Below are 26676 nucleotides of genomic sequence, written 5' to 3'. Positions count from 1 at the left end.
GTCGCCGCGCCCAACTACCGTGGAGAGACTGGCGCGAGGAGGGTTCATGGACGAGCAGGTGGCGTCGCGGCGCAGCGCACTCATCGGGGGCGCCGGCCCGTTCCGGATGCTCGTCGACTTCCTGAGCCGCTCGGGCTACGACACGAGGCGCCGCGAGCCCGGCGTGCTCGACTTCACCTTCGGCGACCCGCACGAGATGCAGATGCCGGCCTACGTCGACGCGCTGCGCGAGGCCGCCGTGCCGCGGGACGAGCTGTGGTTCGCCTACAAGCAGAGCGAGCAGCCGGCGCAGGACGCCGCCGCCGCGTCGTTGCGCCGTGTCGTCCCCCTGCCCTGGACCGGTGACGACCTGCGCATGACGACCGGCGGATTCGGGGCGATCACCGTCACGATGAAGGCGCTTGCCGACCCGGGCGACGAGGTCGTCTACGCCCTGCCGCCGTGGTTCCTCTACGAGGCGCTCGCCCTCGAGGCGGGACTCGTGCCCGTCAAGGTGGCCGCGATCGCGCCGAGCTTCGACCTCGACCTCGACGCCATCGCGGCCGTGCTCACTCCGCGCACCCGCATCGTCGTGGTCAACACCCCGAACAACCCCAGCGGCCGCATCTACCCACCCGAGATGCTGACCGCCCTCGCACACCTGCTCGAGGAGGCGTCGGCGCGCTTCGGCCGACGCATCTGGATCGTCTCCGACGAGCCCTACAACCGCATCGTCTTCGACGGCATCACCTTCCACAGCCCGGCGCAGTTCTACCCCTGCACGGTCATCTGCTACTCCTACGGCAAGACGCTGCTCGCGCCCGGGCAGCGGGTCGGCTACGTCGCCGTCCCGCCCGGCGTGCCGGGGCACGACGAGCTGCTCGACGCCGTCGACACGATGCAGATCGCCGGCGGCTGGCTCTTCCCCAACGCGGTGATGCAGTATGCCGTCCCCGACCTCGAGGCGCTCTCGCTCGACATCGCGGGGCTGACCGCCAAACGCGACCGCCTCGTCGGCGCACTGAGAGCGCTGGGCTACGAGGTCAGCTCGCCCGAGGGCACCTTCTACCTCTGGCCGCGCTCACCGATCCCCGACGACGAGGCCTTCGTCGCGGCGCTGTCGCGGCGAGGCGTGCTCGTCATGCCCGGCACCCTCTTCGAGACCCCGGGGTGGTTCCGCATCTGCCTCACCGCGACCGCCGAGTCGATCGAGGCGGCCATCCCGCACTTCGCCGGCGCCCTCGATGACGTCGCAGCGGCCGACGGTCAGGCCGAGATGTCGCCGCTCGGGACCTCGTTGTAGTAGTCGACACGCTCCTGGCCGCTCAGCTCGGCGATGGCCGTCATCACCTCGTCGGTCAGGAGGCGACGTGCCTTGCCGGCCGGCATACCGGCATACGGCTCGACGGAGATGGGGGTGCCGAAGCGAACCGTCACCTTCGCGAGGCGGGGGAAGCTGGCCCCCACCGGCTGGATGTCCTCGGTGCCGATGAGCCCGACGGGCACGATCGGCACCTGGGCCGTCAGCGCGAGCCAGGCGACACCCGTGCGACCGCGATAGAGCTTGCCGTCGCGCGAGCGCGTGCCCTCCGGGTAGATGCCGAAGGCGTCTCCCGCCTTGAGCACCTCGAGCGCCGTGTCGAGGCTCTCCTGGGCCGCCGTCGGCGAGTGCCGGTTGACGGGGACCATGCCGACCGCCGTGAAGAAGCCCTTGCGCAGCGCCCCGCCGACGCCGGCGCCGGTCCAGTACTCCTCCTTGGCGAGGAACCGCACCTGCCGGGGGGAGGCGAGCGGGATCGCGAAGGAGTCGATGAAGGAGAGGTGGTTGCTCGCGACGATGACCCCGCCCTCGCGCGGCACGTTCTCCTTGCCCTCGATCGTCGGGCGGTAGAGGGCGTGGGACAACGGATAGAGGACTCCGCGCCCCAGGCTGTACATCATGGGGCCAGCCTAGAGGCGCTGTGGCCGGCATGGCGGTCGGCGTCTCACGCCGGGGAACGCCTCAGGCGCGGGCACGCACCGCCCACACCTGGGCCGTGACGTCGAACGAACCTTCGGGCAGCAGCTCGCGGCAGTGGTCGCGCAAGGCGGTCCGCTGCTCCTCGTCGAGCCCCACGACGTAGGCGCCGGCGGGGCCCACGCCGAGGGTGTAGGGCTCCCACCACTGCTCGAACCCCTCGTGGTGGACCGACACCGTCAGCTCCCCCCGCTCGACGCGGGCGAGGCCTGCGGCGTGGAAGAGCCGCTCGAGGTCGCCCTCGCGGGCACCGGGCAGGTCGTTCTCGTCGACGACACCCGGGTCGAGGTCGCGCGCCGCCCGCCACAGCAGGCTGATCGGACCGCGCTCGCCCCCGAAGTCCCACACGCAGGCCGAGACCGTGCCACCGGGGAGCGTCACCCTGCCCATCTCCTGCAGCCCGCCCACGGGGTCGGTCATGAAGTGGACGACGAGCTGCGCCAGCGTGTGGTCGAAGAGGTCGTCGGGGTAGGGCAGCCGCTCGGCGACCGCCTGCTGCACGTCGAGGGTCGGGAACGCCTGCCTCAGCGCCGCGACGAAGGGCGGGGACGGGTCGACCGCCGACACCGCATCGACGCCGAGCCGCTCGATGAGCACGCGCGTCAGGGCTCCTGGGCCGCAACCGACATCCAGGGCTCGCTCTCCGGCACGCACGCCCGCCCAGTCGGCGAAGTCGCTGGAGAGCGGCCCCGAGTAGCGCCCCATGAAGCGGTTGTACGCGTCCGCCGCAACCTCGAAGGACACGCTCCGACCGTACTGCCGCCGCGTCGTCGCGAGGACCGTTATCCCCAACCCCGCTGACAGCCGTATGCCGTCCGGCGGGGGCCCGCGACATCACCGGCTCACGTGCGGCATCGGCCCGGTCGCGGGACTCGCTGGTGCGGCGGGGGTACTGTCGCGCTCACCGAGGGAGGGACGGTCACGTGGGGTTCACCGAGATCATCGAGATCGCCGTCAAGGGCTTCGACACCGCCGGCGTCGCAACGATGGTCGTCGGCGCGCTGCTCGCCTGCGTCGCTGCCGCGAGGACGGTGCGCACGGACCGGACGGGGACCTACAGCCGCTTCCGGCAGCAGCTCGGCCGGTCGATCCTGCTCGGCCTCGAGCTGCTCGTCGCGGCCGACATCATCCGCACGGTGGCCATCACCCCAACCCTCGACAGCGTCCTCGTCCTCGGCCTCATCGTCATCATCCGCACGTTCCTCAGCTTCTCGCTCGAGCTCGAGATCACCGGCCGCTGGCCGTGGCAGACCGCGAAGAAGGCAGCAGCCGACACCCCCAACTGACAACCCAGTCGAGAGGCCACACCTGGCCGCCCCCACCCAGTCGAGAGGCCACACCTGGCCGCCCCCACCCAGTCGAGAGGCCACACCTGGCCGCCTCCACCCAGTCGAGAGGCCACACCTGGCCGCCTCCACCCAGTCGAGAGGCCACACCTGGCCGCCTCCACCCAGTCGAGAGGCCACACCTGGCCGCTCAACCTCAAGTGGTCGGTGCCCTGACGACGGGCACGACCTCGGTGCGGACCGGCGTCAGTCGACCGTCTCGGAGACGACGCGACCGCCCAGCACCTTCTCGATGACGGTGCGCCCGACGTCGCCGGACTGCTCGATGTCCTCGTCGTCGTCGCTGACGGCCGAGTCATCGGTGACCGGGGCCATCGGTGCGGCGTCCTGGCGGTTGCCGCCCTGGCCTGCGACTCCCCCGGCCTCGCGGCGAGCCGATGCCGAGCGGGCAGCGGCAAAGGACTCACGCACCGCGCTGGCACCCCGGGCGTGCCGCGCGTCGGCGCCGGCACTCGAGGCGGTGGCTGCGGTGTCGGGAGCTGCGGCAGGAGCCGGCGGCGCGGCGGCGAAACCCGCAGTCGACGGTACGCCGCCGGCCACGGGTCCGGACGATGCGGCCGGTGACTGCGAGGAGGTGTCGGCAGGCGCGGTCGCCCAGTCGGGAGCCGGCCCGGCAGGGCTGCCCCACCCGGCGTTGTCCTGGAGTGACCGCGACGAGACGGGGCTCAGACCGGCCTCGGCGAGGGCCATTCCGCCCGAGCCGGGTCCAGCGCTGTCGCGGCTCGCGCCGCGCGGATCATGCCCGGCGCCCGCATCACCCCACGACCCGCCACCGCCGCCAGAAGCCCTTGCTGCCGAATCGCCTTGTGAGACAGGCGCTTCCGGCTGCGCCGGCTGAGGCGCCTGACCCTGGCCACCTGCGTGGTCCGGCGGCGAGTCGATCTCGGACGGCACCGCGCCCGCGGGCGGCGCAACGGCCGGCTGCTGGGCGATGTCCTCCACATGCACCCCGTCGACGACGGCGTCGACGCCGAGCTCGTCGATGAGGGCCTGCCGCACGACCTCGGAGTGGTTGCCGGAACGGAAGGTCGTCGTGAGGCCGGCCGTCGCGATGCCGAGCGTGAGGGTGCGCCCGTCGAAGCCCATCACCTGGGCGTTCTGCGAGACGAAGGTCCACGTGAGACGTCGCATGGTGAAGATTCGCCCGAGCACCGTCGGCCACGCGCGCCGGATGGCATCGGTGTCGAGGCCGCCCGAGGGGGCAACGGGGGCAGAGCCTGCCCCGCCCGCCGACGTCGCGTGACCCGCCGGCGAGTCGACGACGTCACCGACCGAGTCGACGCCAGTCTCGACGACGGATGGCCCTCCGACCGACTCGTCGGGCACCGCGACCACCGGGGCTCCGGCGGAGGCTCGCGCCGCCTCGGCCTCGGCTCCGGGCGTCGACGGATACCCACCCCGAGCAGAGCCTCCCGAACCTCCCGAACCTCCCGAACCTCCCGAACCTCCCGAGCCTCCAGAGGCGTCGGCTCCGAGGGTGTGCGACAGGTCGCGATCGCGGCCACCACCCATGCCGCCGGCAGCGTGCGACGAGCCGCTCGATGCGCTCTCGCGTGACGGCGCCGACGCCCCCGACCTCGGCGGGGTGTAGTCCGACACGGTGCGGCCGGGCGCTTGGACCGCCGCAGGCTCGGCGCCAACGGCAGGAGTCGAAGAAGTCGCTGCGCCCGGGCCACCGAGGGCACCCGCCTGGCCGGACGGCATACCGCTGGGGGGTGCGACGGGAGCCGGGCCACGCGCAGCGCTCGGGACGCCCCCGACGTCGAGGCGGCGCTCGAGACGGTCGAGGCGGGCGGCATACCCCTGCTCACCCGACGCGGCGGGCAGCAGGATGCGGGCACAGATGAGCTCGAGCTGGAGGCGGGGCGCCGTGGCGCCCGTCATCTCGGTGAGCCCGGAGTTGACGATGTCGGCGGCGCGCGACAGAGCACCCGGCCCGAAGGCGGCCTGCTGCACGCGCATGCGCTCGAGCTGGTCCTCGGGGACGCCGCGCAGCACCTGGCCCGCGCCCTCCTGCACCGCGGCGACGATGATGAGGTCACGCAGGCGCTCGAGGAGGTCCTCGATGAAGCGGCGCGGGTCGTGACCGGACTCGATGACCTTGTCGATCTGGCGGAACGTCGCGGCGCCGTCGGCAGCGGCGAGCGCGTCGACGGTCGCGTCGAGCAGCTCGCCGTCGGTGAAGCCGAGCAGCGACACGGCACTGTCGTAGGTGAGGCCCTCTGGCCCCGACCCCGCGATGAGCTGGTCGAGCACCGACAGCGAGTCGCGCACGGAGCCACCGCCGGCGCGCGTGACGAAGGACAGCACTCCGGGCTGGACCGCGACGTGCTCGGACTCGAGCAGGCGCTCCATGTAGGCCGACAGCTTGAGCGGCGGCACGAGCCGGAAGGGGTAGTGGTGCGTGCGCGAGCGGATCGTGCCGATGACCTTCTCGGGCTCGGTCGTCGCGAAGACGAACTTCACGTGCTCCGGCGGCTCCTCGACGATCTTGAGCAGCGCGTTGAAGCCCTGCGGCGTCACCATGTGCGCCTCGTCGATGATGTAGATCTTGAAGCGGCTCTGCGCGGGGCCGTAGCTCGCGCGTTCGCGCAGGTCACGCGCATCGTCGACGCCACCGTGGCTGGCCGCGTCGATCTCGATGACGTCGACGCTGCCGGCTCCCCCGCGCGCGAGCGCGACGCACGAGTCACACACCCCGCACGGCGTCGGCGTCGGGCCCTGCTCGCAGTTGAGGCAGCGCGCGAGGATGCGCGCGCTCGTCGTCTTTCCGCAGCCACGCGGGCCGCTGAAGAGGTAGGCGTGGTTGACCCGGCCCGTGCGCAGCGCCTGCATGAGCGGCTCCGTCACGTGCTCCTGGCCGATGACGTCGGCGAAGCTCTCGGGCCGGTAGCGGCGGTACAGGGCGGTGGCCATCCCCGAACCCTAACCGCCGGGACCGACGACGAGGTATGCCGCTTGCCACCCTGGGGACGGACGCCGGGAGGTGGGGGGTGGGGCGCTGTGGTGGGGAGCGGTGGCTGGTGCCGTGGTGGGTGCCGGCGGCGGGGACGGGGGGTTAACAGCTGCTTACGAGTCGCGCGCGGACAGGCGGTTGTCAGTGCCAGTGCCTAGGGTCGAGAGAACCGGTCCGGGGCACCGTGCCCATGGGCCGCACGGAGGAGGTCACCATGCCCGACCCGACCCGGCAGGACCAGTGGGACGCCGACACGCTCGTCGCCCGGTACGACGAGGTGCGCGCCCACACCGAGACGCTCGCCGCGCCGCTGTCCCCTGAGGACCAGACCGTCCAGTCCATGCCCGACGTCTCACCGACGAAGTGGCACCGCGCGCACGTCACGTGGTTCTTCGAGACCTTCGTGCTCGCCGGCCACGAGCCGTCCTTCAAGCCCTACCAGGACCAGTACTGGTTCCTCTTCAACAGCTACTACGAGGGCGTCGGTCCACGCTACGCACGAGCCGAGCGCGGCTTCATCACCCGGCCCGGGGCGAGCGACGTGGGGCTCTACCGCGCCGACGTCGACGCGCGCATGCGCGAGCTCGTCACGACGCTCGACGGGGGCTCGCTCGAGAAGCTCGCCTCGACCATCGAGCTCGGCTTCCACCATGAGCAGCAGCACCAGGAGCTGCTCCTCATGGACATCAAGCACGTCCTCTCGGTCAACCCCCTCCAGCCGACGTATGCCGGCCGGCCCCTCGCGCCGTCCGAGCCCGACCCGTTGGGCTGGGTCGACGTCGAGGGCGGGCTGGTCGAGGTCGGGCACCGCGGCGGCGGGTTCGGCTTCGACAACGAGCTGCCGCTGCACCAGCAGTGGCTCGAGCCCTACCGCCTTGCCGACCGCCTCGTCACCAACGGCGAGTGGCTGGAGTTCATGACCGACCGCGGCTACGAGCGGCACGAGCTGTGGCTCTCGGACGGCTGGGCACGGGTGCGCGGCGAGGGGTGGCGAGCGCCGTTCTACTGGACCGAGGTCAACGGCGCCTGGTTCGAGCACACCCTGAGCGGCACGCGTCCGGTCGACCCCGGCCTGCCGGTGAGCCACGTCAGCCACTACGAGGCCGATGCCTACGCCACCTGGGCTGGCAAGCGGCTGCCGACCGAGGGCGAGTGGGAGCACGCCGTCGTCGCCGACGGCCAGGCCGACGTGTCTGCAGCCACTGGCAGCAACCTCGCCGACACGGAGACGTTCCACCCGCGGGCTGCGGGGCCGAGCACCGGTCACCTGCGCCAGGTCTACGGCGACTGCTGGGAGTGGACGAGCTCGGCCTACCTCGCCTACCCGGGCTACCACCCACCGGCAGGAGCCATCGGCGAGTACAACGGCAAGTTCATGTCCGGCCAGATGGTGCTCCGAGGTGGGTGCGCGCTCACTCCCCCGGGTCACGCGCGGCTGAGCTATCGCAACTTCTTCCCACCGGGGGCACGCTGGGCCCTCTCGGGCGTGCGGCTCGCCGACGGGGGTGCGCGCTCGTGACGGGCCGGGAGCCGGTGGTGACCGTGGCTCTTGACCCCGAGCGGGCCTCGGGCGCTCTCGTCGACGACGTGCGCCGCGGCCTCGGCTCGCAACCCCGCTCGCTGTCGCCGAAGTGGCTCTACGACGACGTGGGCTCCGAGCTGTTCGACGAGATCACGCGCCTGCCCGAGTACTACCCAACCGAGCGCGAGCGCGCGATCCTGCTCGACCACGCCGGCGACATCGTGCGCGCCTGCGACGCCACGACGGTCGTCGAGCTCGGCAGCGGCACCAGTGACAAGACGCGAACCCTGCTCGACGCCTTCACCTCTGCCGGCACCCTCGAGCGCTTTGTGCCGGTCGACGTCTCCGAGCAGACGCTGCGCGACGCAGCGGTGATGCTCTCCGAGCGCTATCCGTCGTTGCAGGTCGAGGCGCTCGTCGGCGACTTCACCCTCCACCTCGGCCACCTCCCTCGCGGTGGCCGGCGGCTTGTCGCCTTCCTCGGTGGCACGATCGGCAACTTCTACGTCGAGGAGCGGGCGGCCTTCCTCGGGGCGCTTCACGACAGCCTCGAGCCCGGCGACTGGTTCCTGCTCGGCACCGACCTCGTCAAGAGCAGCGACCGGCTCATCTCCGCCTACGACGACAGCCGTGGTGTCACCGCCGCCTTCGTGACGAACTGCCTCCACGTGCTCAACCGCGAGCTCGGGGCCGACTTCGACATCGAGGCCTTCTCCTACGTGCCCTTCTGGGATCCGCGGCAGGAGCGGATGGACCTGCGCCTGCGGGCCGACATGCCGCAGCGGGTGACGATCCCGGGCGCCGGCCTGACCTTCGACCTCGCGCACGGTGAGGAGATCCGCGTCGAGATCTCGACGAAGTTCCGGCCCGAGCGCCTGCGCGATGAGCTGGCTGCGGCCGGCTTCGCCGTTGAGCGCGCGTGGACCGACGACGACGGCGACTTCGCCCTGACCCTCGCCCGGCGCAACCCCTGACGCGTCGACACCGCAAGGTCGGTCGCCCCGGTCGGATCGGGCTCCCGACCCGGTCACCGATCGCGAACACACCGAGTAGTCGTCAACTCCCTGCGGTATGCCGCACCGAGTTGGCGATTGCTCGGTGGGTTGCGCAGGATGGGGGCTCGCCGTCGTACGACAGTCCGTAGGAGTCACCATGTCACCCCGCACCCTCTACCGCCGGATCGCTGCCGCGGAGGTGGTGACCTGGGCGCTGCTGCTGCTCGGGATGTTCCTCAAGTACGTCACGCGGACGACCGACCTGGCCGTCACGGTGTTCGGTCTCGTGCACGGCGTGGTCTTCATCGCGTTCTGCCTCGTCACCCTGCTGCTCTGGGTCAACCAGCGGTGGACCCTGCGCGAGGCCGCGCTCGGCCTGCTCAGCGCTGTGCCGCCCTTCCTCACCGTCTGGTGGGAGCGCCGTCTCGAGCGGCGCGGGCGCCTCGAGGGCGGCTGGCGCCTCGGTCGGGGCGGCGACGCCCCCGAGAACCCGGCCGAGCGAGTGGTCGCCGCCCTGCTGGCCCGGCCTGCCGTCGCCGTCGCCGTCGGGCTCGTCGCCGTCGCGGGGCTCACCGGCCTCGCGCTCGTCCTGGGCCCGCCCGTCAGCACCCAGGGCTGACCCGCCTCCGGCATCCTCGTGGCGTGTCCCACCCGACCTCGATCGGCCACTCGACGCGGTGGAGGCGACCAAGAGCGGCCACTCGACCGGGTAGAGGCGACCACGAGTGGCCACTCGACGAGGTGGAAGCGACCACGAGTGGCCACTCGACGTGACGGAGGCGACCACGAGTGGCCACTCGACGCGGCGGAGGCGACCACGAGTGGCCACTCGACGCTGATCTCAGGCGGGCGGCATACGGTGGCTCCCGAGTGACTCACGGTGTGGTCGAGGAAGGGTGGGGCGGATGAGCGCGGTCGCGACTCTGACGGGTGAGGTGCGCGCCGACGGCGTCGGCAAGACGATCGACGAGACGACGCTGCTGCTGCCGACCGACGTGCACGCCGACCCGGGCGAGTGCATCGTGCTGCGCGGCCCGAACGGCTCGGGCAAGACGACGCTGCTGCGCATCATCGGCGGCCTGCTCGTGCCGAGCGTCGGCACCGCTCAGATCGGAGGCCGCGAGGCCGACGAGCGCGACCGAGCGGTGCGGGCCGCCGTCGCCGGCCTCCTCGGCGCTCCCACGACCTACCGCGACCTCACGCTCATCGACCACCTGGTGCTCGTCGACTCGACCTGGGGCGGCGAGCCGGCGACGTCCGACGACCGCGCGCAGGCACTTCTCGGGCGGCTCGGCATCGCGGCCCTGCACGACCGCTTCCCGCACGAGCTCTCCTCGGGCCAGCAGCAGCTTTTCCGCCTCGCCCTCACCCTCGCGCGCCCGGCCAGCGTACTGCTGCTCGACGAGCCAGAGCAGCGCCTCGACACGGCGAAGCGCCAGGTCGTAGCCGGCATCATCGGCGAGCGAGCGCAGTCGGGTGTCACCGTCGTCATGGCCTGCCACGACCCCGACCTCACAGCGGCCCTCGCCACCCGCATCGTCGACATCGTGCCCGCCCGCTGAACGATGGCTGAACGATGACCACCCCACCCTCCCCGCAGCCGGACGACGACGCCCTGCCGACCTTCGAGGTCGACGACCACGAGTGGCTCGGCCAGGCCGACTGGATCATCGGCGGTGAGGCCGCAGCCAAGGCACGCGCCCAGGGCCGGTATGCCGCCTACGTCCTCATGCTCATGGCGGCCGTCTACGGCTTCCCGATCGTGCAGGCGACCTTCAAGACGAGCGACAGCGCGACCCTGCGCGACCAGCTTCACTCGGCCGTGGCATACGGCGTGGGGCTGGCGGCGGTGGGCGCGATCTTTGCAGCGGCGGTCTGGGCGGGCCGCTTCCGGGGGCCGGTCGTGCCGCCGATGCCCTGGATCGACCTCGTGCTCGCTGCTCCCGTCGACCGCGCGCTCGCCGTGCGTCGGTGGTGGCGGTATGCCGTCGTCGGCGCCCTCTTCGTCGGCGGCCTCGGGGGGCTGACCCTGTCGGCCGGCCTCGCCTACGCGGGGGTCGTCGGCCCCCTCGTCATCCCCATCGCGCTCGTCGGTGGGCTCGTGCTCGGGCTCGCCGTCGCGCGTGTGTGGCTGTGGGCCCAGGTGCGTTCGTGGCCCGGCCCCGACCGCGGGCTCTCGCTGCTCTGGCGCGTCGACGACGCCCTGCGCGAGCTGCACGGGGAGTCGCTGCGCCAGCACTCCGCCAACACCTCGACCCTCGCGGGCTCGGCGATGACCGGCAACCTGCGCACCGCACGCCTCACGTTCGCGCGCCCCGTCCGGCGCGCGCGGACTCGACGTCTGCGCCCGGGGCGGCCCTTCCCCGTCCTCGTGCGCCGCGACGTCCTCGGGCTGCGGCGCCAGCCCTCCTCGATGCTCACCGGGCTCGGCCTCTTCCTGCTCGGCTCCGTCGTGCTCGCCTGGGCGCTCACCCAGCCCGCGGCACCCGGCATCGCGGTGCCCCTCGCGATCGTCCCCCTCTATCTCGGCTACGGCGCCTGGGCCGAGGGGCTACGGCTGCAGGCCGACAACATCGGCACCCCTTCGCTCATCGGTTCGGGGCCGCTCGAGGAGGCGGGCGCCCACCTCGTCGTGCCGACCGCCCTCGCGACCCTCGTGCTCGGCGGGTCGTATGCCGTCGCCGTCGCTCTCAGCTCCGGCGGAGTCGGCGTGGGGGCTGTCGCATCGATCGTCTGCGCCCTCGGGGCCCTCGCGGGTGGGCACCTGCTCGCAGCCTTCCGCGGTCAGCCGGCGCTCGTGTCCGGGCCGCAGATCCTCATCGCGTGGTACCTCATGCCGTCGGTCGTCGTCCTCATCGTCGGCTCGCTGCTGCCGCTGCTGCTGCGCGCCGGCAAGGAGGGCGGCGCCGGGATCGCGGTCTGGCTCGTCGTCGGCGTCGTCGCCTGGGGCCTGCACCGGGTGCGACGGCTCACCCACCTGCACCGGACCTGACCGAGGACCCTGCAGAACGGTCAAGCCCCCACCGCGCTCGGCGCGATGGGGGCTTGCTCGGTGGCGGAGGATGGGGGATTTGAACCCCCGAGGGTTTTATCCCAACACGATTTCCAATCGTGCGCACTAGGCCACTATGCGAATCCTCCGTGGGGGAGGCTACCGGAGGACCGGCGTCCTCAAGAAATCCGGGAGGCCGGTTTCGGCCGGAGGGGGCTTGCGGCATACACTCGTCGTCGGCACCCCGCGTGGTGGTACCTCTCCGAACTCCCCCAGGGCAGGAATGCAGCAAGGGTAGGAGAGCTCTTCCAGGTACGTGGGGTGTCCTCTTTTGCCCCGGCCCCTCCCGGACGAAGTGCTCTCTCGACTGCACTCTGGGACGCGGTCGCCGACCTCCTGAGCGCGAGCGCTGTTGCCGCCCCGACGAAGTGCTCTCTCGATTGCGTCCCGATCGAGAGAGCAGTTCGTCGGCCGCTGCGCTGCGGTATGCCGTCCGGCGCGGTCGGCAGGGCCGGCTCAGCCGCGCGGTGGCGCGGTCGTCGTGCCCTCGCGCAGCGTGACCGGCTGGGTGATGCTGCGCGGCCGGCCTCCGGCGAGGGTGCGTCGCACGAGGGTGCCGAGGATGCGGCCCTTCTCGCGGCCCTGCTGGTCCATCGTCGTCAGGCGGTGCGGCAGCCACGGCAGGTCGACCCCGTCGAAGCCGGTGACAGACAGATCGGCCGGAACCGTGAGGCCCAGCTCCTCGGCCGCGATGACGACGCCTGCGGCGATGACGTCGGACTGAGCGACGATGGCGGTCGGCCGCTCGGCGACCGGCACGTCGAGCAGGGCCCGACCGGCCGCGATGCCGCCCTCGACCGACGAGCCGTCGCCCGTCTGCAACGCCGCCCCGTCAGGGAAGACGTCGCGGAAGCCGAGCAGCCGGCCGACCGACGGCACGCTGGCGCTGCGGTGCGAGACCTCGCCCTCGGGCACCGGGCCGGCCACGCTGCTCGGGAGCATCGGCATCGCAACCGTCGCGACCCGGCGGTGACCCAGCCGGTGCAGATAGCGGGCGATCTCGGCGGCCGCGCCGCGCTCGTCGACCCGTACCTGGGTGATGCGCCGGTCGGCGGGCACCCCGGTGCTGAACATCGGGATGCCGCGGGCAGCGAGGTGCTCGACCGCGGGGTGGTCGCCCGGACCGCACAGCGAGAAGACGACAGCGTCGAGGGCGAGCCCGGCCAGCCGCGGCACGGTGGACTCAGGCGACCCGGAGGGCTGCCCGATGAGGAGCATGCCGGTCGGGATCGACTCGAGCTCCTCGGCGAGCCCGTCGAGCACGGCGATGGCGAAGGGGTCACGGAAGGCCATCTGCAACCGGCCGTCGACGAGCACCCCGACGGCTCCGGCGCGGCCCTGACGCAGCGACGAGGCGAGCGGGTTCGGCCCGGCGAACCCGAGCTCGGCCGCCGCCTCCTTGACCCGCTCGGCAGTGGCCGTCGCGACCGGGCCCTTGCCGCTGAAGACGAGAGAGGCCGTTGACACCGACACCCCGGCCCGCTCGGCCACGGTGCGCAGGGTCGGCCGGGCTTGACCTCGGGACACCATGGGAGGCATCCTATCGAAACGGTTCGGTCGAATCGATTCGAGCAGACGCCGACCACGCATCGACCCCACCGAAACACCCCCGACTCACCAGCAAGGCGCGAGAGGCTTCACCCATGGACACCGCCGTCACCACCCCACCCCAGTCGGTCGTGCGGACCGCACGCGCTGCGGTGTTCACGGCCTTTGCCATCAACGGCGCGGCGTTCGCGGCCTTCGCATCGCGCGTGCCCGACCTCAAGCACGAGCTGTCGTTGTCCGCCGGCGAGCTCGGGCTGACGCTGCTCGCGGCGTCGCTCGGCTCCGTCATCGGTCTGCCCATCTCCGGCTTCATCGTCCACCGGCTCGGTGCGGCCCGAACCCTCATGGGCGCGGCCGTCGTCCAGAGCGCGGGTCTCGTCGGTCTCGGCCTGGCGGTCTCGGTGGCCCACAGCCGTCCGCTCGCGATGGCGGGCCTCTTCCTCGTCGGGCTGGGCACCGGCATCTTCGACGTCGGCATGAACCTCGAGGGCACCCAGGTCGAGCAGCACCTCGGGCGCGCGATCATGCCGCACTTCCACGCAGCCTTCAGCGGCGGCACGGTGGTGAGCGCGCTTGTGGGAGCGGGACTTTCGGCCCTGCACGTGCCCATCGCCGTGCACCTCGGTGGCGTCGTCATCATCCTGCTGTCGGTCACACCGTGGTTCCTCCGCGCCTTCCTGCCCCGCACGGTCGAGCTCGACGAGCACGGCACGCAGGTGCACGAGAAGGCCGGCATCGGCCGGGCCTGGCTCGAGCCGCGGACGCTGCTCATCGGCATCGTCGTCTTCGCTGCGGCCTTCACCGAGGGCACGGCCAACGACTGGATCGGCGTCGCGCTCTCCGACGGCTACGGCATGCCTCGCTGGGCCGGGGTGCTGGGCTTCGCGGTGTTCCTCACTGCCATGACGGCGGGCCGCCTGCTCGGCACCCGCGTGCTCGACCGCCGGGGCCGCGTGCCCGTCCTGCGCGTGCTCTTCGTCGCCGCCGTGGTCGGGTGCCTGCTCGTCGTCTTCGGCGGGCCGGCCCTCGCCTTCGTCGGTGCCGCAGTCTGGGGCATCGGCGCCAGCCTCGGCTTCCCGGTCGGCATGAGCGCAGCGGCCGACGAGCCCCTGCGGGCCGCCGCGCGCATCAGCGTCGTGACGACGATCGGCTACACCGCCTTCCTCGCCGGGCCCCCGCTGCTCGGCTTCCTCGGCGACCACGTCGGCGTGCTCCACTCGCTGCTCGTCGTCGGCGGCCTCGCCCTCGTCGCGATCTTCGCGGTGCCGGCCGTGCGCCCACCCCGCACCCCCTCGAGTGGCCCCGTCGTCACTCCTGCCCCGTGACACCTGGGACCACGCGGCCACTCGAGCGATAACAGACCGCCTCCGCCCGTCGAGTGGCCTCGTCGTCACTCCTGCACCGTGGCGCGTGGGACGACGCCACTACGGTCGACGCATGACCCTGCACCTGCGCGACATCACGGAAGCCGACCTGCCGGCGGTGCTCTCCCTCCGCAACAGGGCCTTCGGCCGCCTTCAGTCGGGAGACGGCGGCACGTGGTGGGAGCGCGTCGCCGCCGAGACGCTCGGCGGCCGATGGCTCGGCGTGACCGACGAGGGCGGCCAGCTCGTCGGGGCGGGGCGGATCCGCCCCTACGAGCAGGCGTGGGGAGGCCGCCAACTGCAGATGGGGGGCATCGCCGGCGTCTACGTCGAGCCGAGCGCTCGGGGGCAGGGCGTCGCGACGACCGTGACGCGCGGGCTCATCGCCCGGATGGGCGAGCTCGGTGACGTCGTGTCGTGCCTCTTCCCCACGACCGTGAGCCTCTACCGCCGGTCGGGCTACGAGGTGGGCGGGGTGCAACAGCGCACGACGTATGCCGGCCCGACCCTCCGCGACCTCGGCTCGCGCCCGATGGGGCGGGGTCAAACACCGTCCCCCGCGCCTCGGCCACGCCGAGCCCGTCCCGACGACGCGGAGGCGATCCACCGGATGCTGCGCGACGACGCCGCGACACACGGCCGAAGCGGACCGATGCCGCCCAGCGTCGAGAAGGTGCGGCGCATGATCGAGCTCGACCAGCTCATCACCTACGTCCTGCCCGACGGTCTCGTCATCTACGACCTGGCCACCGAGGCCCTCACCGTCGAGCACCTCGTCGCGGCGACGCCCGAGTCTGCCGCAGCCCTCTGGGGTCTCGTCGGATCGGGCTCGGCCGCGGTGCAGACCGTGCACACCTACCTCGACCCGCGCGATCCGCTCACCCTGGTGCTCGGTGGCCTGCCCTCCGAGGAGGTGCACCAGGTGCCGTGGATGGCCCGCGTCATCGACCTCGAAGCCGCCTTCGGGGCCAGGGGTTTCGCCCCTGTCGTGCGCGCCGGGGTCGACCTCGTCGTCCACGACGACGAGGCTCCCCGCAACAGCGGCCGGTGGCGGCTGTCTGTGCGCGACGGCTCCGGCCGTGCCGAGCGAGCCGACGCTGACCCGACCGACGACGGGCGCCCCGCGCGAGTGGGGGCCCGCGGCCTGGCCGCGCTCTGGTGCGGCTGGTCCGCGTCACGGCTGAGGCTCGCGGGTCTGCTCACCGACGGCTCGCCCGACGACGACGCCGCCCTCGACCTGGTCTTCGCGGCCTCGCCCTACATCACGGAGTACTTCTGACCGACCCAGACCTGCAGCCCCCGACGGGTCGGCATGAGATCGCGTTGCCGCTCGCGAGCGGCACCTGACAGCATCGGGCGATGACTGCCGGCAGCATCCTCTCCGCCCTGCACCAGCGCAGCCTCCTGCGCGAGACCGACCTCTCGGTCGACGAGCTGCGAGCCCTGCTCGACCTCGCCGCCGACCTCAAGGCGGCCAAGCGCGAGGGGCGTGAGGAGCGCCGGCTCGTCGGTCGCAACATCGCGCTCATCTTCGAGAAGACCTCGACCCGCACCCGCTGCGCCTTCGAGGTCGCGGCCGCCGACCAGGGCGCGAGCACGACCTACCTCGACCCGAGCGGCTCGCAGATCGGCCACAAGGAGTCCGCAAAGGACACCGCGCGCGTCCTCGGCCGCCTCTACGACGGCATCGAGTACCGCGGCACGCGCCAGGACGTCGTCGAGACCCTCGCCGCCCACGCCGGTGTTCCGGTCTGGAACGGCCTCACCGACGACTGGCACCCGACGCAGTCGCTCTGCGACGCCCTGACGATGCGCGAGCACGCCGGCAAGCCCGACGACGAGATCGCCTACGCCTACGTCGGCGACGCCCGCTTCAACGTCGGCAACTCCCTCCTCGTCACTGGTGCCATGCTCGGCATGGATGTGCGCATCGTCGCCCCGCGCTCGCTGTGGCCCACCGACGACGTCGTCGCCGTCGCGAGGCGGTATGCCGCCCAGACCGGTGCGCGCGTGACGCTCACCGACGACGTGGCGAAGGGGGTGCGCGGCGTCGACTTCGTGCACACCGACGTCTGGGTGTCGATGGGCGAGCCCAAGGAGGTGTGGGCCGAGCGCATCGAGCTGCTCACGCCCTACCAGGTCAACGCCGATCTCCTTGCGCTGTCAGGCAATCCGCGTGTGAAGTTCATGCACTGCCTGCCTGCCTTCCACGACCTCGAGACGCAGGTCGGGCAGGACGTGCACGAGCAGTTCGGACTCAAGGAGCTCGAGGTCACCGACGACGTCTTCGAGTCGGAGGCCTCGATCGTCTTCGACCAGGCCGAGAACCGCATGCACACGATCAAGGCCCTCATCGTCGCCACCCTGGTGCGTCTCGACGCCTGACGTTCACGCGTTGGTGGTGGCGCCGTTCCACCACGGTGCGAGAGAACGGGGGTCATGCAGATCTCTCGCACCTCCGCCCTCGCGGCCGCCGCCGCGCTCGCCGTCCTTCCGGCTCTCGCCTCGGTTGCGTCGGCCGCCACCGACGCCCCCGGACAGTCCAAGGACGGCCACTACCAGTTCGCCGTCATCGGTGACGTGCCGTACGGCGATGCCCAGGTCGCGGCCTTCCCGAAGTGGGTCGACCAGATCAACGCGACGCCGAACCTGTCGTTCACGATCCACGTCGGTGACATCAAGAACGGCTCCTCGAAGTGCACAAACGAGTACTTCGGGATGATCCGCGCCCAGTTCGACCGGTTCACCATGCCGCTCGTCTACACGCCCGGTGACAACGAGTGGACCGACTGCCACCGCACCAACAACGGCACCTACGACCCGCTGGAGCGCCTCGCGGCCATCCGCTCGACGTTCTTCACCCGACCCGGCCACACCCTCGGCGCTGACATAACCGTCGCGTCGCAGCAGTCCGCCGGCTTCCCGGAGAACGTCTCCTTCCGCAGGCAGGGCATCGACATCGCGACACTCCACGTCGTGGGTAGCAACAACGGCCTGCTCCCCTGGCCCGAGCTGGGCCACCCGACCCCGACTCCCGAGCAGGTCGCAGAGGAGACGGCACGGATGGACAACGCTGTGGCACAGGTGCGCTCGACCTTTGCCGACGCGCGTCAGCGGCATGACCGCGCCGTCGCGCTCTTCCTCCAGGCCGACATGTTCGACCCGACGTATGCCGTGTCGTGGGCCGACGACTCGGCCTTCCAGCCGCTCGTGCGAGAGCTCGTCGCGCAGTCCACGGCGTTCGACGGCGAGGTCTACCTCTTCAACGGTGACAGCCACGTCTACAACTCCGACAAGCCGCTCGCGGCCGGGTCGAAGTGGCTCGACTTCTACGACGTGCAGGGCTCGGCCGACAACCTGACTCGCGTCACGGTCGACGGCTCGAGCAACAACAAGGACTTCCTCGAGGTCACGGTCAACCGGCCGGGCGCCGACCACGTGCTGTCCTGGGAGCGCATCCCCTACACGTCCTGAGCCCCACCCCACGACGACGTATGCCGTCCGGCGCGGTCCGCGCCGGACGGCATACGTGCGCCCGGGTCCCGCTCAGGCGCGACGCGGCACGTAGCGGTGCTCCGGACGGCCCGTCGACCCGTAGGTGAGGTCGAGGTCGAGCAGCTGCTTCGTGACGAGCCCCGCGAGGTAACGCTGGGCGGTGGGCCGACTGGCGCCGAGGATCTCGGCGACCTCGGCGGCCCCGATCGGTGCTGGGGCGGCGGCGACGATCTCGAGCACTCGGGCCATCGTCGGCTGCAGCGAGCGGGTCGTCGCCGCCCGGCGCGGCGGCGCACCGCGCAGGCTGTAGAGGGCGTCGACGACGTGCTGGTCTGCTTCGGGCGACCGGTCGATCCGCTCGACCCAGGTGCGGTAGCCCTCGAGCTGCTCGCGCAGCGCGACGAAGGTGAACGGCTTGACGAGGTAGTAGAACGCCCCGAGCTGCATCGCGGTGCGCACCGAGTCGATGTCGCGGGCGGCGGTGACGAGCAGGAAGTCCGGCACCCGCTCCCCCGAGACGGCCACCTGCCGCACCAGCTCGAGGCCGCTGAAGTCCGGAAGGTACATGTCGAGCAGCAGCAGGTCGGGCGCGGTCGACGCCACCAGCTCGAGCGCTTCGGCACCGGTGTGCGCCTCGCCGACCGTCGTGAAGCCGGGGATCCGCGCCACGCTCAGGGCATGGGCGTGCGCGACGTGGTAGTCGTCGTCGACGACGAGGACACGGATCACGTCACCACCTCGCGCACCCGGAGCGGGAGGCGGACCTCGAACCGGGCGCCGGCGGGCGAGCTCGCCTCGATCGTGCCGCCGGCCCGGGTGACGAGGCGGTGCACGAGCGCGAGCCCGACGCCGCGCCGCATGGCGCCGCGCGGCTTCTTCGTCGTGTAGCCGTCGACGAAGACGTCACCGAGCCGCTCCGCGGGGATGCCCGGACCGGTGTCGGTGACCGTCAGGAGGAGGGCGTCGGCGGTGCCCTCGATGCGCACGAGCACCTCGCCACGGGGATGGGTGCCGGCCGTGCGCGAGTCGTCGGCGACGGCGTCGACGGCGTTGTCGACGAGGTTGCCGAGGACCGTCACCACCGGCAGCTCGGCGTCGTGGCCGGCCTCGAGGCGGCTCGCCGGGTCGAGGCGCACGACGACGTCACGCTCTGCCGCCACCGTCGTCTTCGCGAGCAGCAGGGCGGCCACGACGGGTGAGCCGACCCGCGCCCGGATCTCCTCGCTGACGAGGGCCGTCTCGGCCTGCAGCTCCTCGCTGTAGCGCGTCGCCTCCTCGACCTCCCCGAGCTCGAGCAGCACGGACAGCACGTGGAGCCGGTTGGAGAACTCGTGCTCCTGCGCACGCAGGGCCGTCGAGAGCGCCTCCATCGAGTCGAGCTGGCGCATCAGGGCCTCGAGCTCGGTGCGGTCGCGGATCGTGACGACCCAACCGACGCCCCGCCCGCCCACGAGCACCGGCATCCGGTTGAGCACGAGCAGGTGCTCGTCGGTGACGGCGACGAGGTCGACTCCCTCGATCTCGCCGGTGATGACGCGTCGCAGGCGGCCGTCAGGCACGACGTCCTCGACCCGCTGGCCGAGGCTGGCCGACTCGATGCCGAGCAGGCGGCGGGCCTCGTCGTTGAGGACGTTGATCGCCCCCTTGGCGTCGACCGCCAGGACCCCCTCGCGGACGCCGTAGAGCATGGCCTCGCGCTCCTGCACCAGGGCGACGATCTCGGCGGGCTCGACCCCGAAGGTCACCCGCTTGATGGCGCGGGCGAGGAGCAGTGACGCCGCGACCCCGAGGGCGAGAGCGATCGCGGCGTAGAGGGCGATGTCGAGCACCTCGGCATCCAGCCGTCCGCTCACCTCCGACTCGAGGATGCCGACCGACACCTCTCCTACCGGTCGGCCCGCGGCGTCGACGATCGGCGCCCGGGCGTTGGCCGAGCGTCCGAGGCTGCCCTCGTCGATGCCGGTGTGCACCTGCCCGTCGAGGGCCATGACCGGCTCCTCGACGCGCTGCCCGATGAGCGCCGGGTTGGGGTGCGACCAGCGACGGCCGGTGCGGTCGATGATGACGACGTAGGAGGCGCCCGTCGAGGCCCGGACCTGCGACCCGAGGGCCGACAGCACGTGGGAAGGGTCGCCGTCCACGACTGCCTGGGCGACCTGCGGCACCCGTCCGAGGGTCACCGCGATCCCGCTGGCCTGCTCGATGGCGCGCTCGTCGGCGGTCTGCGACGTCAGGCGCGCGAAGAGCGCGAAGCCGACGGCGAGCGTCACGACGACGATCCCGAGGACGGCCAGCAGGATCCGGGCGGCCAGCGTGCGCGCCAGTCGCGGCATACCTCTCCTCCGCTCGTCGAGGTGCACGCTCAAGGCCAACGCTCCAGCTCCACACTCAGGTCCACACTCACGGTCCACGGTCGGCGTCACGTGGAGGGGTGACGCCCTCGTCGGCGTCGCCACCAGCATGGCTGAGCAGATTGCACAAAACCATGTCTATCGCGGCTATCTCTCCGAACGATCACAAGCATTCCAGCCACGCCCGATCCGCTCCTACGGTGACGCCACTCACGACGCCACTCAACGAGGAGAAAGGGCGAGGCGCATGGCAGCCATCGAGCTACGCAATGTCACCAAGAAGTTCGCCACGGCGGACGGCGGCACCTACACCGCGATCCAGGACCTGTCGCTGACGGTCGAGGACGGGCAGTTCTGCGCCGTCGTCGGGCCCACCGGCTGCGGCAAGTCCACGACGCTCACCCTCGTCTCGGGGCTCGAGCGGCCCTCTCGCGGAGAGGCGCTCATCGACGGCGTTCCGGTCCGCGGCATCGAGACGAGCACGGGCTTCGTCTTCCAGCAGGACGCCGTCTTCCCGTGGAAGACGGTGCTCGACAACGTCGCTGCCGGCCCGCTCTACCGGGGGCAGCGACGGTCGGAGGCCCTGGGCCTGGCCCGCGACTGGTTGCGGCGGGTCGGCCTCGGCGGCTTCGAGGACCGCTATCCGCACCAGCTCTCCGGAGGCATGCGCAAGCGCGTCGCCCTCGCGCAGTCGCTCATCAACCAGCCGCGGATCCTGCTCATGGACGAGCCGTTCAGCGCCCTCGACGTGCAGACCCGGGCGATCATGTCGACCGAGCTGCTCCACCTCTGGGACCAGACGCGGCCGAGCGTCGTCTTCGTGACGCACGACCTCGAGGAGGCCATCGCCCTCGCCGACAAGGTCGTCGTGCTGAAGGCCGGGCCCGGCACGGTGAAGGCGGAGTTCGAGATCGACCTGCCGCGGCCGCGCGTCGTCCAGGAGATCCGTTTCGACCCACGCTTCACCAGGCTCTACGAGCAGATCTGGGAGGCCCTGCGCACCGAGGTCGCCGAGGCGTATGCGCGGACGACCCGCCTGGCGGAGGTGGCGTCATGATCGACCTACCGACCCAGCGCGACGCCGTCGCGGGCCCGTCGGGAGCCCCGGCGAGCGCCGCAAGCACCCCCAGCCCGTATGCCGCCCCCTCCGCCGGCTCCGGCAGCCCCGTCGAGAGCCCCGCGGGCGCCCCGGCTGAGAACCTGGCCCGCGGCCCGGTCGAGAGCCACGCTGCCGGCCCCACCCCCCGGAGCCGGGCTCGGCGACGACGTGCGTGGCTCGCCGCCGCACGCCTCGCAGTCGTCGCCGCCCTGCTCGCGCTGTGGCAGCTGGGGGTGGGTGCCAAGGTGGTCGACCCCTTCTTCTGGGGCGAGCCCCAGGGAGTGTGGGCCACGATGTACGGCTGGTTCACCGAGGGCACGAGCCAGGGCTCGCTCGCGGACCAGATCATCATCACCCTCGAGGAGGCGGTGCTCGGCTTCCTCATCGGCGCGGTCCTCGGCGTCGTCCTGGGCATCGCCCTCGGCCGGGTGCAGCTGCTCTCCGAGCTCTTCGCGCCGTTCCTCAAGGCCGCCAACTCGATCCCGCGCATCATCCTCGGCTCGATCTTCACCGTCGCCTTCGGCTTCGGCATGCAGTCTAAGGTGCTCCTCGCCGTCGTCCTCGTCTTCTTCGGGGTGTTCTTCAACGCCTTCCAGGGCGCCCGCGAGGTCGACCGCAACCTCATCGCGAACGCCCGCCTGCTCGGCGCCTCACGCTGGCGGGTCACCCGCGACGTCGTGCTGCCCTCGGCCTTCACCTGGATCCTCGCGAGCCTGCACATCAGCTTCGGCTTCGCCCTCATCGGGGCGCTCGTCGGCGAGATCCTCGGCGCCAACCAGGGCCTCGGCCTGCTCATCCGCTCGTCGCAGAACAACTTCGACATGAACGGGGTGCTCGCCGGCATGGTCCTCGTCGCCGTCGTCGCCCTGACGGCGGAAGGGCTCATCACCCTCCTCGAACGGCGCCTGCTCCGGTGGCGGCCGCCACAGACCCACGGAGGTGCAGCGGTCGAGTGACGACAGCGACCCCAGCGCACCCGCCCGTCTCCTCCGACAACCCGTCCACCCCCACCACCCAACCGACACGACAACCCCACACCACCACTCAACGACTCAAAGGAGAGTTCCCATGAACACCAAGCGGATCGGCGCCGCAGGCGCCGCCCTCCTCGCGGCAACGACGATGGCCGCCTGCGCCAACAACGCCTCGGGTGCCACGACAGCCGCCGGCACCGCAGGCGCCGGCGCGGACGCCCCCACCGTGACGATCATGGTCGGCGGCATGAGCAAGCAGATCTACCTGCCCTTCATGCTCGCCAAGCAGCTCGGTTACTACGACAAGGCCGGGGTCAACGTCAACCTCGTTGACGAGCCGGCGGGTGGCGACGCGACGCAGAACATGCTCGCCGGCCAGGTCCAGGGCGTCGGTGGCTTCTACGACCACAACATCGCGCTGCAGGCCCAGGGCAAGTCGTCCGAGGCCGTCATCTCGATGCTCCAGATCCCCGGTGAGGTCGAGCTGTGCCGCAGCGACCTCAAAGGCACCGTCAAGAGCCCGGCCGACTTCAAGGGTCGCTCGCTCGGGATCACCGACACGGGATCGTCGACCGACTTCCTCACGCAGTACCTCAGCAAGAAGAACGGCGTCGACCCGACGCAGGAGACGCGACGCGGCGTCGGTGCGGGACAGACCTTCATCGCGGCCATGAAGCAGAAGGCGATCGACTGCGGCATGACGACCGAACCGACTGTCTCACAGGCACTTTCGGATGGGACCGCCTTCATCCTGCTCGACATGCGCACCGCCCAGGGCTCCAAGGCGGCGCTCGGCGGCACGTACCCCGCGACCTCGCTCTACATGCAGAGCGACTGGGTCAACAGCAACAAGGCGACGGTCCAGAAGCTCGTCAACGCCTACGTCGCCACCCTCTCGTGGATCCAGCAGCACGACGGCGCCGCCATCGCCGACAAGATGCCGGCCAGCTACTACAAGGGGGTCGGCAAGCCCGCCTACGTCGCGGCGCTCAACAGCGAGAAGGGCATCTTCAACCCGACCGGCGTCATGCCCGCGGACGGGCCGAAGACCTGCCTCGCCGTCCTCGGCGAGTTCAACCCCAAGGTGCAGGGCAAGTCCATCGACCTGAGCAAGACCTACACGAACGAGTTCGTCTCGGCAGCGCAGCCCGTCAGCTGACGCCTGATCCGGACGCCAGGCGTGCACAGGCCCATCGGACCCGGTCCGGTGGGCCTGCCTCGTGCGGCGGCGGCCTCCGCACCGACCTGTCGTGGCTGCCGGCGGGGCTGCGGGTGCGGGGCTACTGCGTGACCGTGATGGTCGGGCAGGGCCGCAGGGTCTGGGTCGGGGTGACGACGGCCGGAACCGGTCCGAAGCTCTTCCACTTGTTGCCGAGCACAAGGTCGACGGTGTCACCCTCGCGCTTGTCGTTGACGCCGACCGCACCGGGCAGGTGGGCGAGCAGCAGCTTGGCCGACGCCTCGCCCTCGGGGCCGAAGCGCACCTGGGCGGTCTGCTTGATCGTCGCCTTCTTCGGGTCGTTGCCGACCTTCTTGACCTTGAAGCCGCGGTCGATGGCGGTCTTGGAGGCTGCCGAGGCGAGGCCGCTGCGGTTCGTCGCGTTGTAGACGTTGAGGCTGACGTCGCTCGTGCGCAACGCGACGACGACCGGCTCGGTCGTGCACGGGCCGGCCTGCGGCTCGGTCGCCCGGAAGTAGGTCGAGGCGTAGTAGAAGGCCCCCGCGAGCGCGAGCAGGACGACGACGATGACGATCACCGAGCGCCGCTGCCGCCGCACCCGGTAGCCACGGCCACCGTCATCGTCGACGATCTCGGACATGCCCGCTCCTTCGTTCGTTCGTCTGCCCCGTCAGCCGCCCGACCGGTGTCCGGTCAGGTGAGCACCAGCACCCTCGCGTGCAGCACCGGTCGCTGCTGCAGCGCCGCCCGAAGCGCGCGGTGGAGCCCGTCCTCGAGGTAGAGCTCGCCCTCCCACTCGACACAGTGCGGGAAGAGGTCGCCGTAGAAGGTCGAGTCGTCGGCGAGCAGCCCGCGCAGGTCGAGCGTGCTCTTCGTCGTGATGAGCTCGCCGAGCTGCACCACGCGAGGTGGCACGTTCGACCAGTCCTTCGTCGTCTCGAGCCCATGGTCGGGATACGGACGGGTGTCGCCAACGGCCTTGAAAATCACCGGGTCAGCATAGGCGGCGAACCCGTGATGTCGGCGGATAGAGTTCGAAGCGTGACCGACACCGCTGCGGAGACGCCCGATCAGACATCCGGCCAGCTCGACGAGATCCGGGCTGGCTACGCCTTCGACGGGCCCATCCTCAAGCTCGGGGCGGTGGTCATCGGCAACGAGGCCCACGCCGACGCGCCGGTGCAGATCCCGCTCAGCGTGATGAACCGCCACGGTCTCGTCGCCGGAGCCACCGGCACCGGCAAGACGAAGACGCTCCAGCTCATGGCCGAGCAGCTGTCGGAGCAGGGCGTGCCGGTCTTCCTCGCCGACATGAAGGGCGACCTCTCGGGCGTCGCCACCCCCGGTGAGGGCGGCACGAAGATCATCGACCGCGCGACGAGCGTCGGCATGGAGTGGACGGCGACGGCATACCCCACCGAGTTCTTCAGCCTCGGCGGCAAGGGCGACGGCATCGCCATCCGCGCGACGATCACGAGCTTCGGCCCGACGCTGCTGAGCAAGGTGCTCGGCCTCAACGACACGCAGGAGAGCAGCCTCGGGCTGATCTTCCACTACGCCGACAAGAACGGCCTCGCGCTGCTCGACCTCAAGGACCTGCGCGCCGTCATCAGCCACCTCACCTCCGACGAGGGCAAGGCCGACCTCAAGGAGCTCGGCGGCCTCTCGAGCGCGACCGCGGGCGTCATCCTGCGCAACCTCATCACCTTCGAGGACCAGGGCGCGGGCGACTTCTTCGGCGAGCCGGAGTTCGACACGCGCGACCTGCTGCGCACGGCTGCAGACGGCAAGGGGATCATCTCCTGCCTCGAGCTGCCCCAGGTCCAGGACCGGCCCCAGCTCTTCTCGACCTTCCTCATGTGGCTGCTCGCCGACCTCTTCCACGACCTGCCCGAGGAGGGCGACCTCGACAAGCCCAAGCTCGTCTTCTTCTTCGACGAGGCGCACCTGCTCTTCGACGACGCGAGCAAGGCGTTCCTGCAGGCCATCGAGCAGACCGTGCGCCTCATCCGCTCCAAGGGCGTCGGCGTGTTCTTCGTCACCCAGTCGCCCAAGGACGTGCCCGCCGGCGTGCTCGCGCAGCTCGGCAACCGCGTGCAGCACGCGCTGCGCGCCTTCACGCCCGACGACGCCAAGGCGCTCAAGCAGGCCATCGCGACCTACCCGCACACGGCATACGACATGGAGAAGCTGCTGACGAGCCTCGGCATCGGCGAGGCCGTCGTCACGGTGCTCTCCGACAAGGGCGTGCCGACGCCCGTCGCGTGGACGCGCATGAAGGCGCCGAACTCCCTCATGGACCCCTCGCCGCAGGCGACGATCGACGGCATCATCGCCGCCTCGACCATCGCGCCGAAGTATGCCGCCGTGCTCGACCGCGAGTCCGCCTACGAGCTGCTGACCAAGCGTCTCGAGGCCCAGACCCCCGCGGCTCCCCCGGCGCCGGCGGCACCTGCGCCGGCCCCCGCAGCCCCGGCACCGAAGCGGCAGGCGGCGCCAAAGGAGGAGCCGACCATCATCGAGCAGGTCGCAGGCAGCTCGGCCTTCAAGTCGATGCTGCGCTCGGCCGGCACCGTGATCGGGCGCGAGATCACGCGCAGCATCTTCGGCACGCGCAAGCGCTGACCGCAACCCTCGCCTCGGGGGCGCCTCGACCGTTCGTGGGTCGGGGCGCCTTCGTCGTCGCGCACCGCGTGCGGGCAGGCCCGCACGCCCCCGCCCGTGGGCGCCCGCCAGATCCCGTGGCCCACCCGATGCAACCGAACCGGCTCCCCGGGTTTCGTCGAGGTGGAAGCATC

General features: G+C 71.4%; 23 protein-coding genes, 1 tRNA gene and 1 other RNA gene. 16 read left to right on the top strand and 9 right to left on the bottom strand.

Annotated elements, in window-relative coordinates; all coding sequences use genetic code 11:
* The first annotated feature begins 46 nt into the window (after positions 1-46).
* Complete coding sequence (locus FHX52_RS21745; protein ID WP_141824430.1) at positions 47-1282, top strand: aminotransferase class I/II-fold pyridoxal phosphate-dependent enzyme; 1236 nt, start codon at positions 47-49, stop codon at positions 1280-1282.
* On the opposite strand, the gene FHX52_RS21740 is transcribed toward FHX52_RS21745, so the two are convergent.
* A complete protein-coding gene (locus tag FHX52_RS21740; protein ID WP_141824429.1) occupies positions 1246-1920 on the bottom strand; it encodes a lysophospholipid acyltransferase family protein in 675 nt (224 codons plus the stop codon). The genes FHX52_RS21745 and FHX52_RS21740 overlap by 37 nt on opposite strands.
* A 61-nt stretch (positions 1921-1981) precedes the next feature.
* Positions 1982-2740 carry a class I SAM-dependent methyltransferase gene (locus FHX52_RS21735; protein ID WP_141824428.1) on the bottom strand — a complete coding sequence of 253 codons (759 nt, stop codon included), beginning with the start codon at positions 2738-2740 and terminating at the stop codon, positions 1982-1984.
* 179 nt (positions 2741-2919) lie between these two features.
* On the opposite strand from FHX52_RS21735, the gene FHX52_RS21730 reads away from it, so the two are divergent.
* On the top strand, positions 2920-3282 hold the full coding sequence (locus tag FHX52_RS21730; RefSeq protein ID WP_246070317.1) for a DUF1622 domain-containing protein: 363 nt from the start codon (positions 2920-2922) through the stop codon (positions 3280-3282).
* Positions 3283-3528: 246 nt separating this feature from the next.
* Here the strand turns inward: FHX52_RS21730 and FHX52_RS21725 are convergent, their stop codons facing one another.
* Positions 3529-6258 (bottom strand): DNA polymerase III subunit gamma and tau, encoded by a 2730-nt coding sequence (locus tag FHX52_RS21725; protein ID WP_141824427.1) that lies wholly within the window; start codon positions 6256-6258, stop codon positions 3529-3531.
* A 254-nt stretch (positions 6259-6512) separates the two neighbouring features.
* Between FHX52_RS21725 and egtB the strand changes: the two genes are divergently transcribed.
* From egtB to FHX52_RS21700, 5 genes are all read left to right on the top strand, one after another.
* Positions 6513-7817, top strand: a complete 1305-nt coding sequence (gene egtB / locus FHX52_RS21720) for an ergothioneine biosynthesis protein EgtB (protein ID WP_141824426.1) — start codon at positions 6513-6515, stop codon at positions 7815-7817.
* Positions 7818-7834: 17 nt separating this feature from the next.
* Complete coding sequence (gene egtD, locus FHX52_RS21715; protein WP_246070316.1) at positions 7835-8794, top strand: L-histidine N(alpha)-methyltransferase; 960 nt, start codon at positions 7835-7837, stop codon at positions 8792-8794.
* 178 nt (positions 8795-8972) lie between these two features.
* Positions 8973-9434 (top strand): DUF3817 domain-containing protein, encoded by a 462-nt coding sequence (locus FHX52_RS21710; protein ID WP_141824424.1) that lies wholly within the window; start codon positions 8973-8975, stop codon positions 9432-9434.
* Positions 9435-9720: 286 nt separating this feature from the next.
* Positions 9721-10377 (top strand): ABC transporter ATP-binding protein, encoded by a 657-nt coding sequence (locus FHX52_RS21705; RefSeq protein WP_141824423.1) that lies wholly within the window; start codon positions 9721-9723, stop codon positions 10375-10377.
* 14 nt (positions 10378-10391) lie between these two features.
* Complete coding sequence (locus FHX52_RS21700; RefSeq protein WP_141824422.1) at positions 10392-11807, top strand: hypothetical protein; 1416 nt, start codon at positions 10392-10394, stop codon at positions 11805-11807.
* Between the two features lie 61 nt (positions 11808-11868).
* On the opposite strand, the gene FHX52_RS21695 is transcribed toward FHX52_RS21700, so the two are convergent.
* Positions 11869-11956 (bottom strand) — tRNA-Ser (locus FHX52_RS21695).
* Between the two features lie 86 nt (positions 11957-12042).
* Between FHX52_RS21695 and ffs the strand changes: the two genes are divergently transcribed.
* Positions 12043-12139: signal recognition particle sRNA small type (gene ffs, locus FHX52_RS21690), an RNA gene on the top strand.
* 184 nt (positions 12140-12323) lie between these two features.
* On the opposite strand, the gene FHX52_RS21685 is transcribed toward ffs, so the two are convergent.
* A complete protein-coding gene (locus FHX52_RS21685) occupies positions 12324-13397 on the bottom strand; it encodes a LacI family DNA-binding transcriptional regulator (RefSeq protein ID WP_141824421.1) in 1074 nt (357 codons plus the stop codon).
* Positions 13398-13510: 113 nt separating this feature from the next.
* Here FHX52_RS21685 and FHX52_RS21680 point away from each other — a divergent pair, with 113 nt between their 5' ends.
* The 4 genes from FHX52_RS21680 to FHX52_RS21665 all read left to right on the top strand — a co-directional run bounded on the left by FHX52_RS21680 (position 13511) and on the right by FHX52_RS21665 (position 18253).
* Positions 13511-14740: an MFS transporter gene (locus FHX52_RS21680; RefSeq protein WP_141824420.1), complete on the top strand. Its 1230-nt coding sequence runs from the start codon at positions 13511-13513 to the stop codon at positions 14738-14740.
* Between the two features lie 112 nt (positions 14741-14852).
* Complete coding sequence (locus tag FHX52_RS21675; RefSeq protein WP_141824419.1) at positions 14853-16058, top strand: GNAT family N-acetyltransferase; 1206 nt, start codon at positions 14853-14855, stop codon at positions 16056-16058.
* 80 nt (positions 16059-16138) lie between these two features.
* Positions 16139-17164, top strand: coding sequence for an ornithine carbamoyltransferase (gene argF / locus FHX52_RS21670; RefSeq protein WP_141824418.1), 1026 nt, complete (start codon positions 16139-16141; stop codon positions 17162-17164).
* Between the two features lie 54 nt (positions 17165-17218).
* Positions 17219-18253, top strand: a complete 1035-nt coding sequence (locus FHX52_RS21665) for a metallophosphoesterase (protein ID WP_141824417.1) — start codon at positions 17219-17221, stop codon at positions 18251-18253.
* A gap of 72 nt (positions 18254-18325) precedes the next feature.
* Here the strand turns inward: FHX52_RS21665 and FHX52_RS21660 are convergent, their stop codons facing one another.
* Together FHX52_RS21660 and FHX52_RS21655 are read right to left on the bottom strand one after the other, a co-directional pair.
* Positions 18326-19003, bottom strand: coding sequence for a response regulator (locus FHX52_RS21660; protein ID WP_141824416.1), 678 nt, complete (start codon positions 19001-19003; stop codon positions 18326-18328).
* Positions 19000-20634, bottom strand: coding sequence for an ATP-binding protein (locus tag FHX52_RS21655; protein WP_246070376.1), 1635 nt, complete (start codon positions 20632-20634; stop codon positions 19000-19002). The genes FHX52_RS21660 and FHX52_RS21655 overlap by 4 nt, the downstream gene beginning before the upstream one ends.
* Positions 20635-20872: 238 nt before the next feature.
* Between FHX52_RS21655 and FHX52_RS21650 the strand changes: the two genes are divergently transcribed.
* The 3 genes from FHX52_RS21650 to FHX52_RS21640 all read left to right on the top strand — a co-directional run bounded on the left by FHX52_RS21650 (position 20873) and on the right by FHX52_RS21640 (position 23857).
* Positions 20873-21682, top strand: coding sequence for an ABC transporter ATP-binding protein (locus tag FHX52_RS21650; protein ID WP_141824415.1), 810 nt, complete (start codon positions 20873-20875; stop codon positions 21680-21682).
* A complete protein-coding gene (locus FHX52_RS21645; RefSeq protein WP_141824414.1) occupies positions 21679-22680 on the top strand; it encodes an ABC transporter permease in 1002 nt (333 codons plus the stop codon). The genes FHX52_RS21650 and FHX52_RS21645 overlap by 4 nt, the downstream gene beginning before the upstream one ends.
* Positions 22681-22792: 112 nt before the next feature.
* Positions 22793-23857, top strand: coding sequence for an ABC transporter substrate-binding protein (locus tag FHX52_RS21640; RefSeq protein WP_141824413.1), 1065 nt, complete (start codon positions 22793-22795; stop codon positions 23855-23857).
* 121 nt (positions 23858-23978) lie between these two features.
* On the opposite strand, the gene FHX52_RS21635 is transcribed toward FHX52_RS21640, so the two are convergent.
* Both FHX52_RS21635 and FHX52_RS21630 read right to left on the bottom strand, forming a co-directional pair.
* A complete protein-coding gene (locus tag FHX52_RS21635; RefSeq protein ID WP_141824412.1) occupies positions 23979-24518 on the bottom strand; it encodes a LytR C-terminal domain-containing protein in 540 nt (179 codons plus the stop codon).
* Between the two features lie 53 nt (positions 24519-24571).
* Positions 24572-24868 (bottom strand): type II toxin-antitoxin system VapB family antitoxin, encoded by a 297-nt coding sequence (locus FHX52_RS21630; RefSeq protein ID WP_141824411.1) that lies wholly within the window; start codon positions 24866-24868, stop codon positions 24572-24574.
* A gap of 27 nt (positions 24869-24895) precedes the next feature.
* Here FHX52_RS21630 and FHX52_RS21625 point away from each other — a divergent pair, with 27 nt between their 5' ends.
* Positions 24896-26503 (top strand): helicase HerA-like domain-containing protein, encoded by a 1608-nt coding sequence (locus tag FHX52_RS21625; RefSeq protein WP_141824410.1) that lies wholly within the window; start codon positions 24896-24898, stop codon positions 26501-26503.
* Positions 26504-26676 lie beyond the last annotated feature (173 nt).

This window comes from Humibacillus xanthopallidus (assembly GCF_006717145.1).
GTDB lineage: Bacteria > Actinomycetota > Actinomycetes > Actinomycetales > Dermatophilaceae > Humibacillus > Humibacillus xanthopallidus.
Note: the sequence above shows the minus strand (reverse complement) of the source record. Positions and strands in the feature narration are given on the sequence as shown.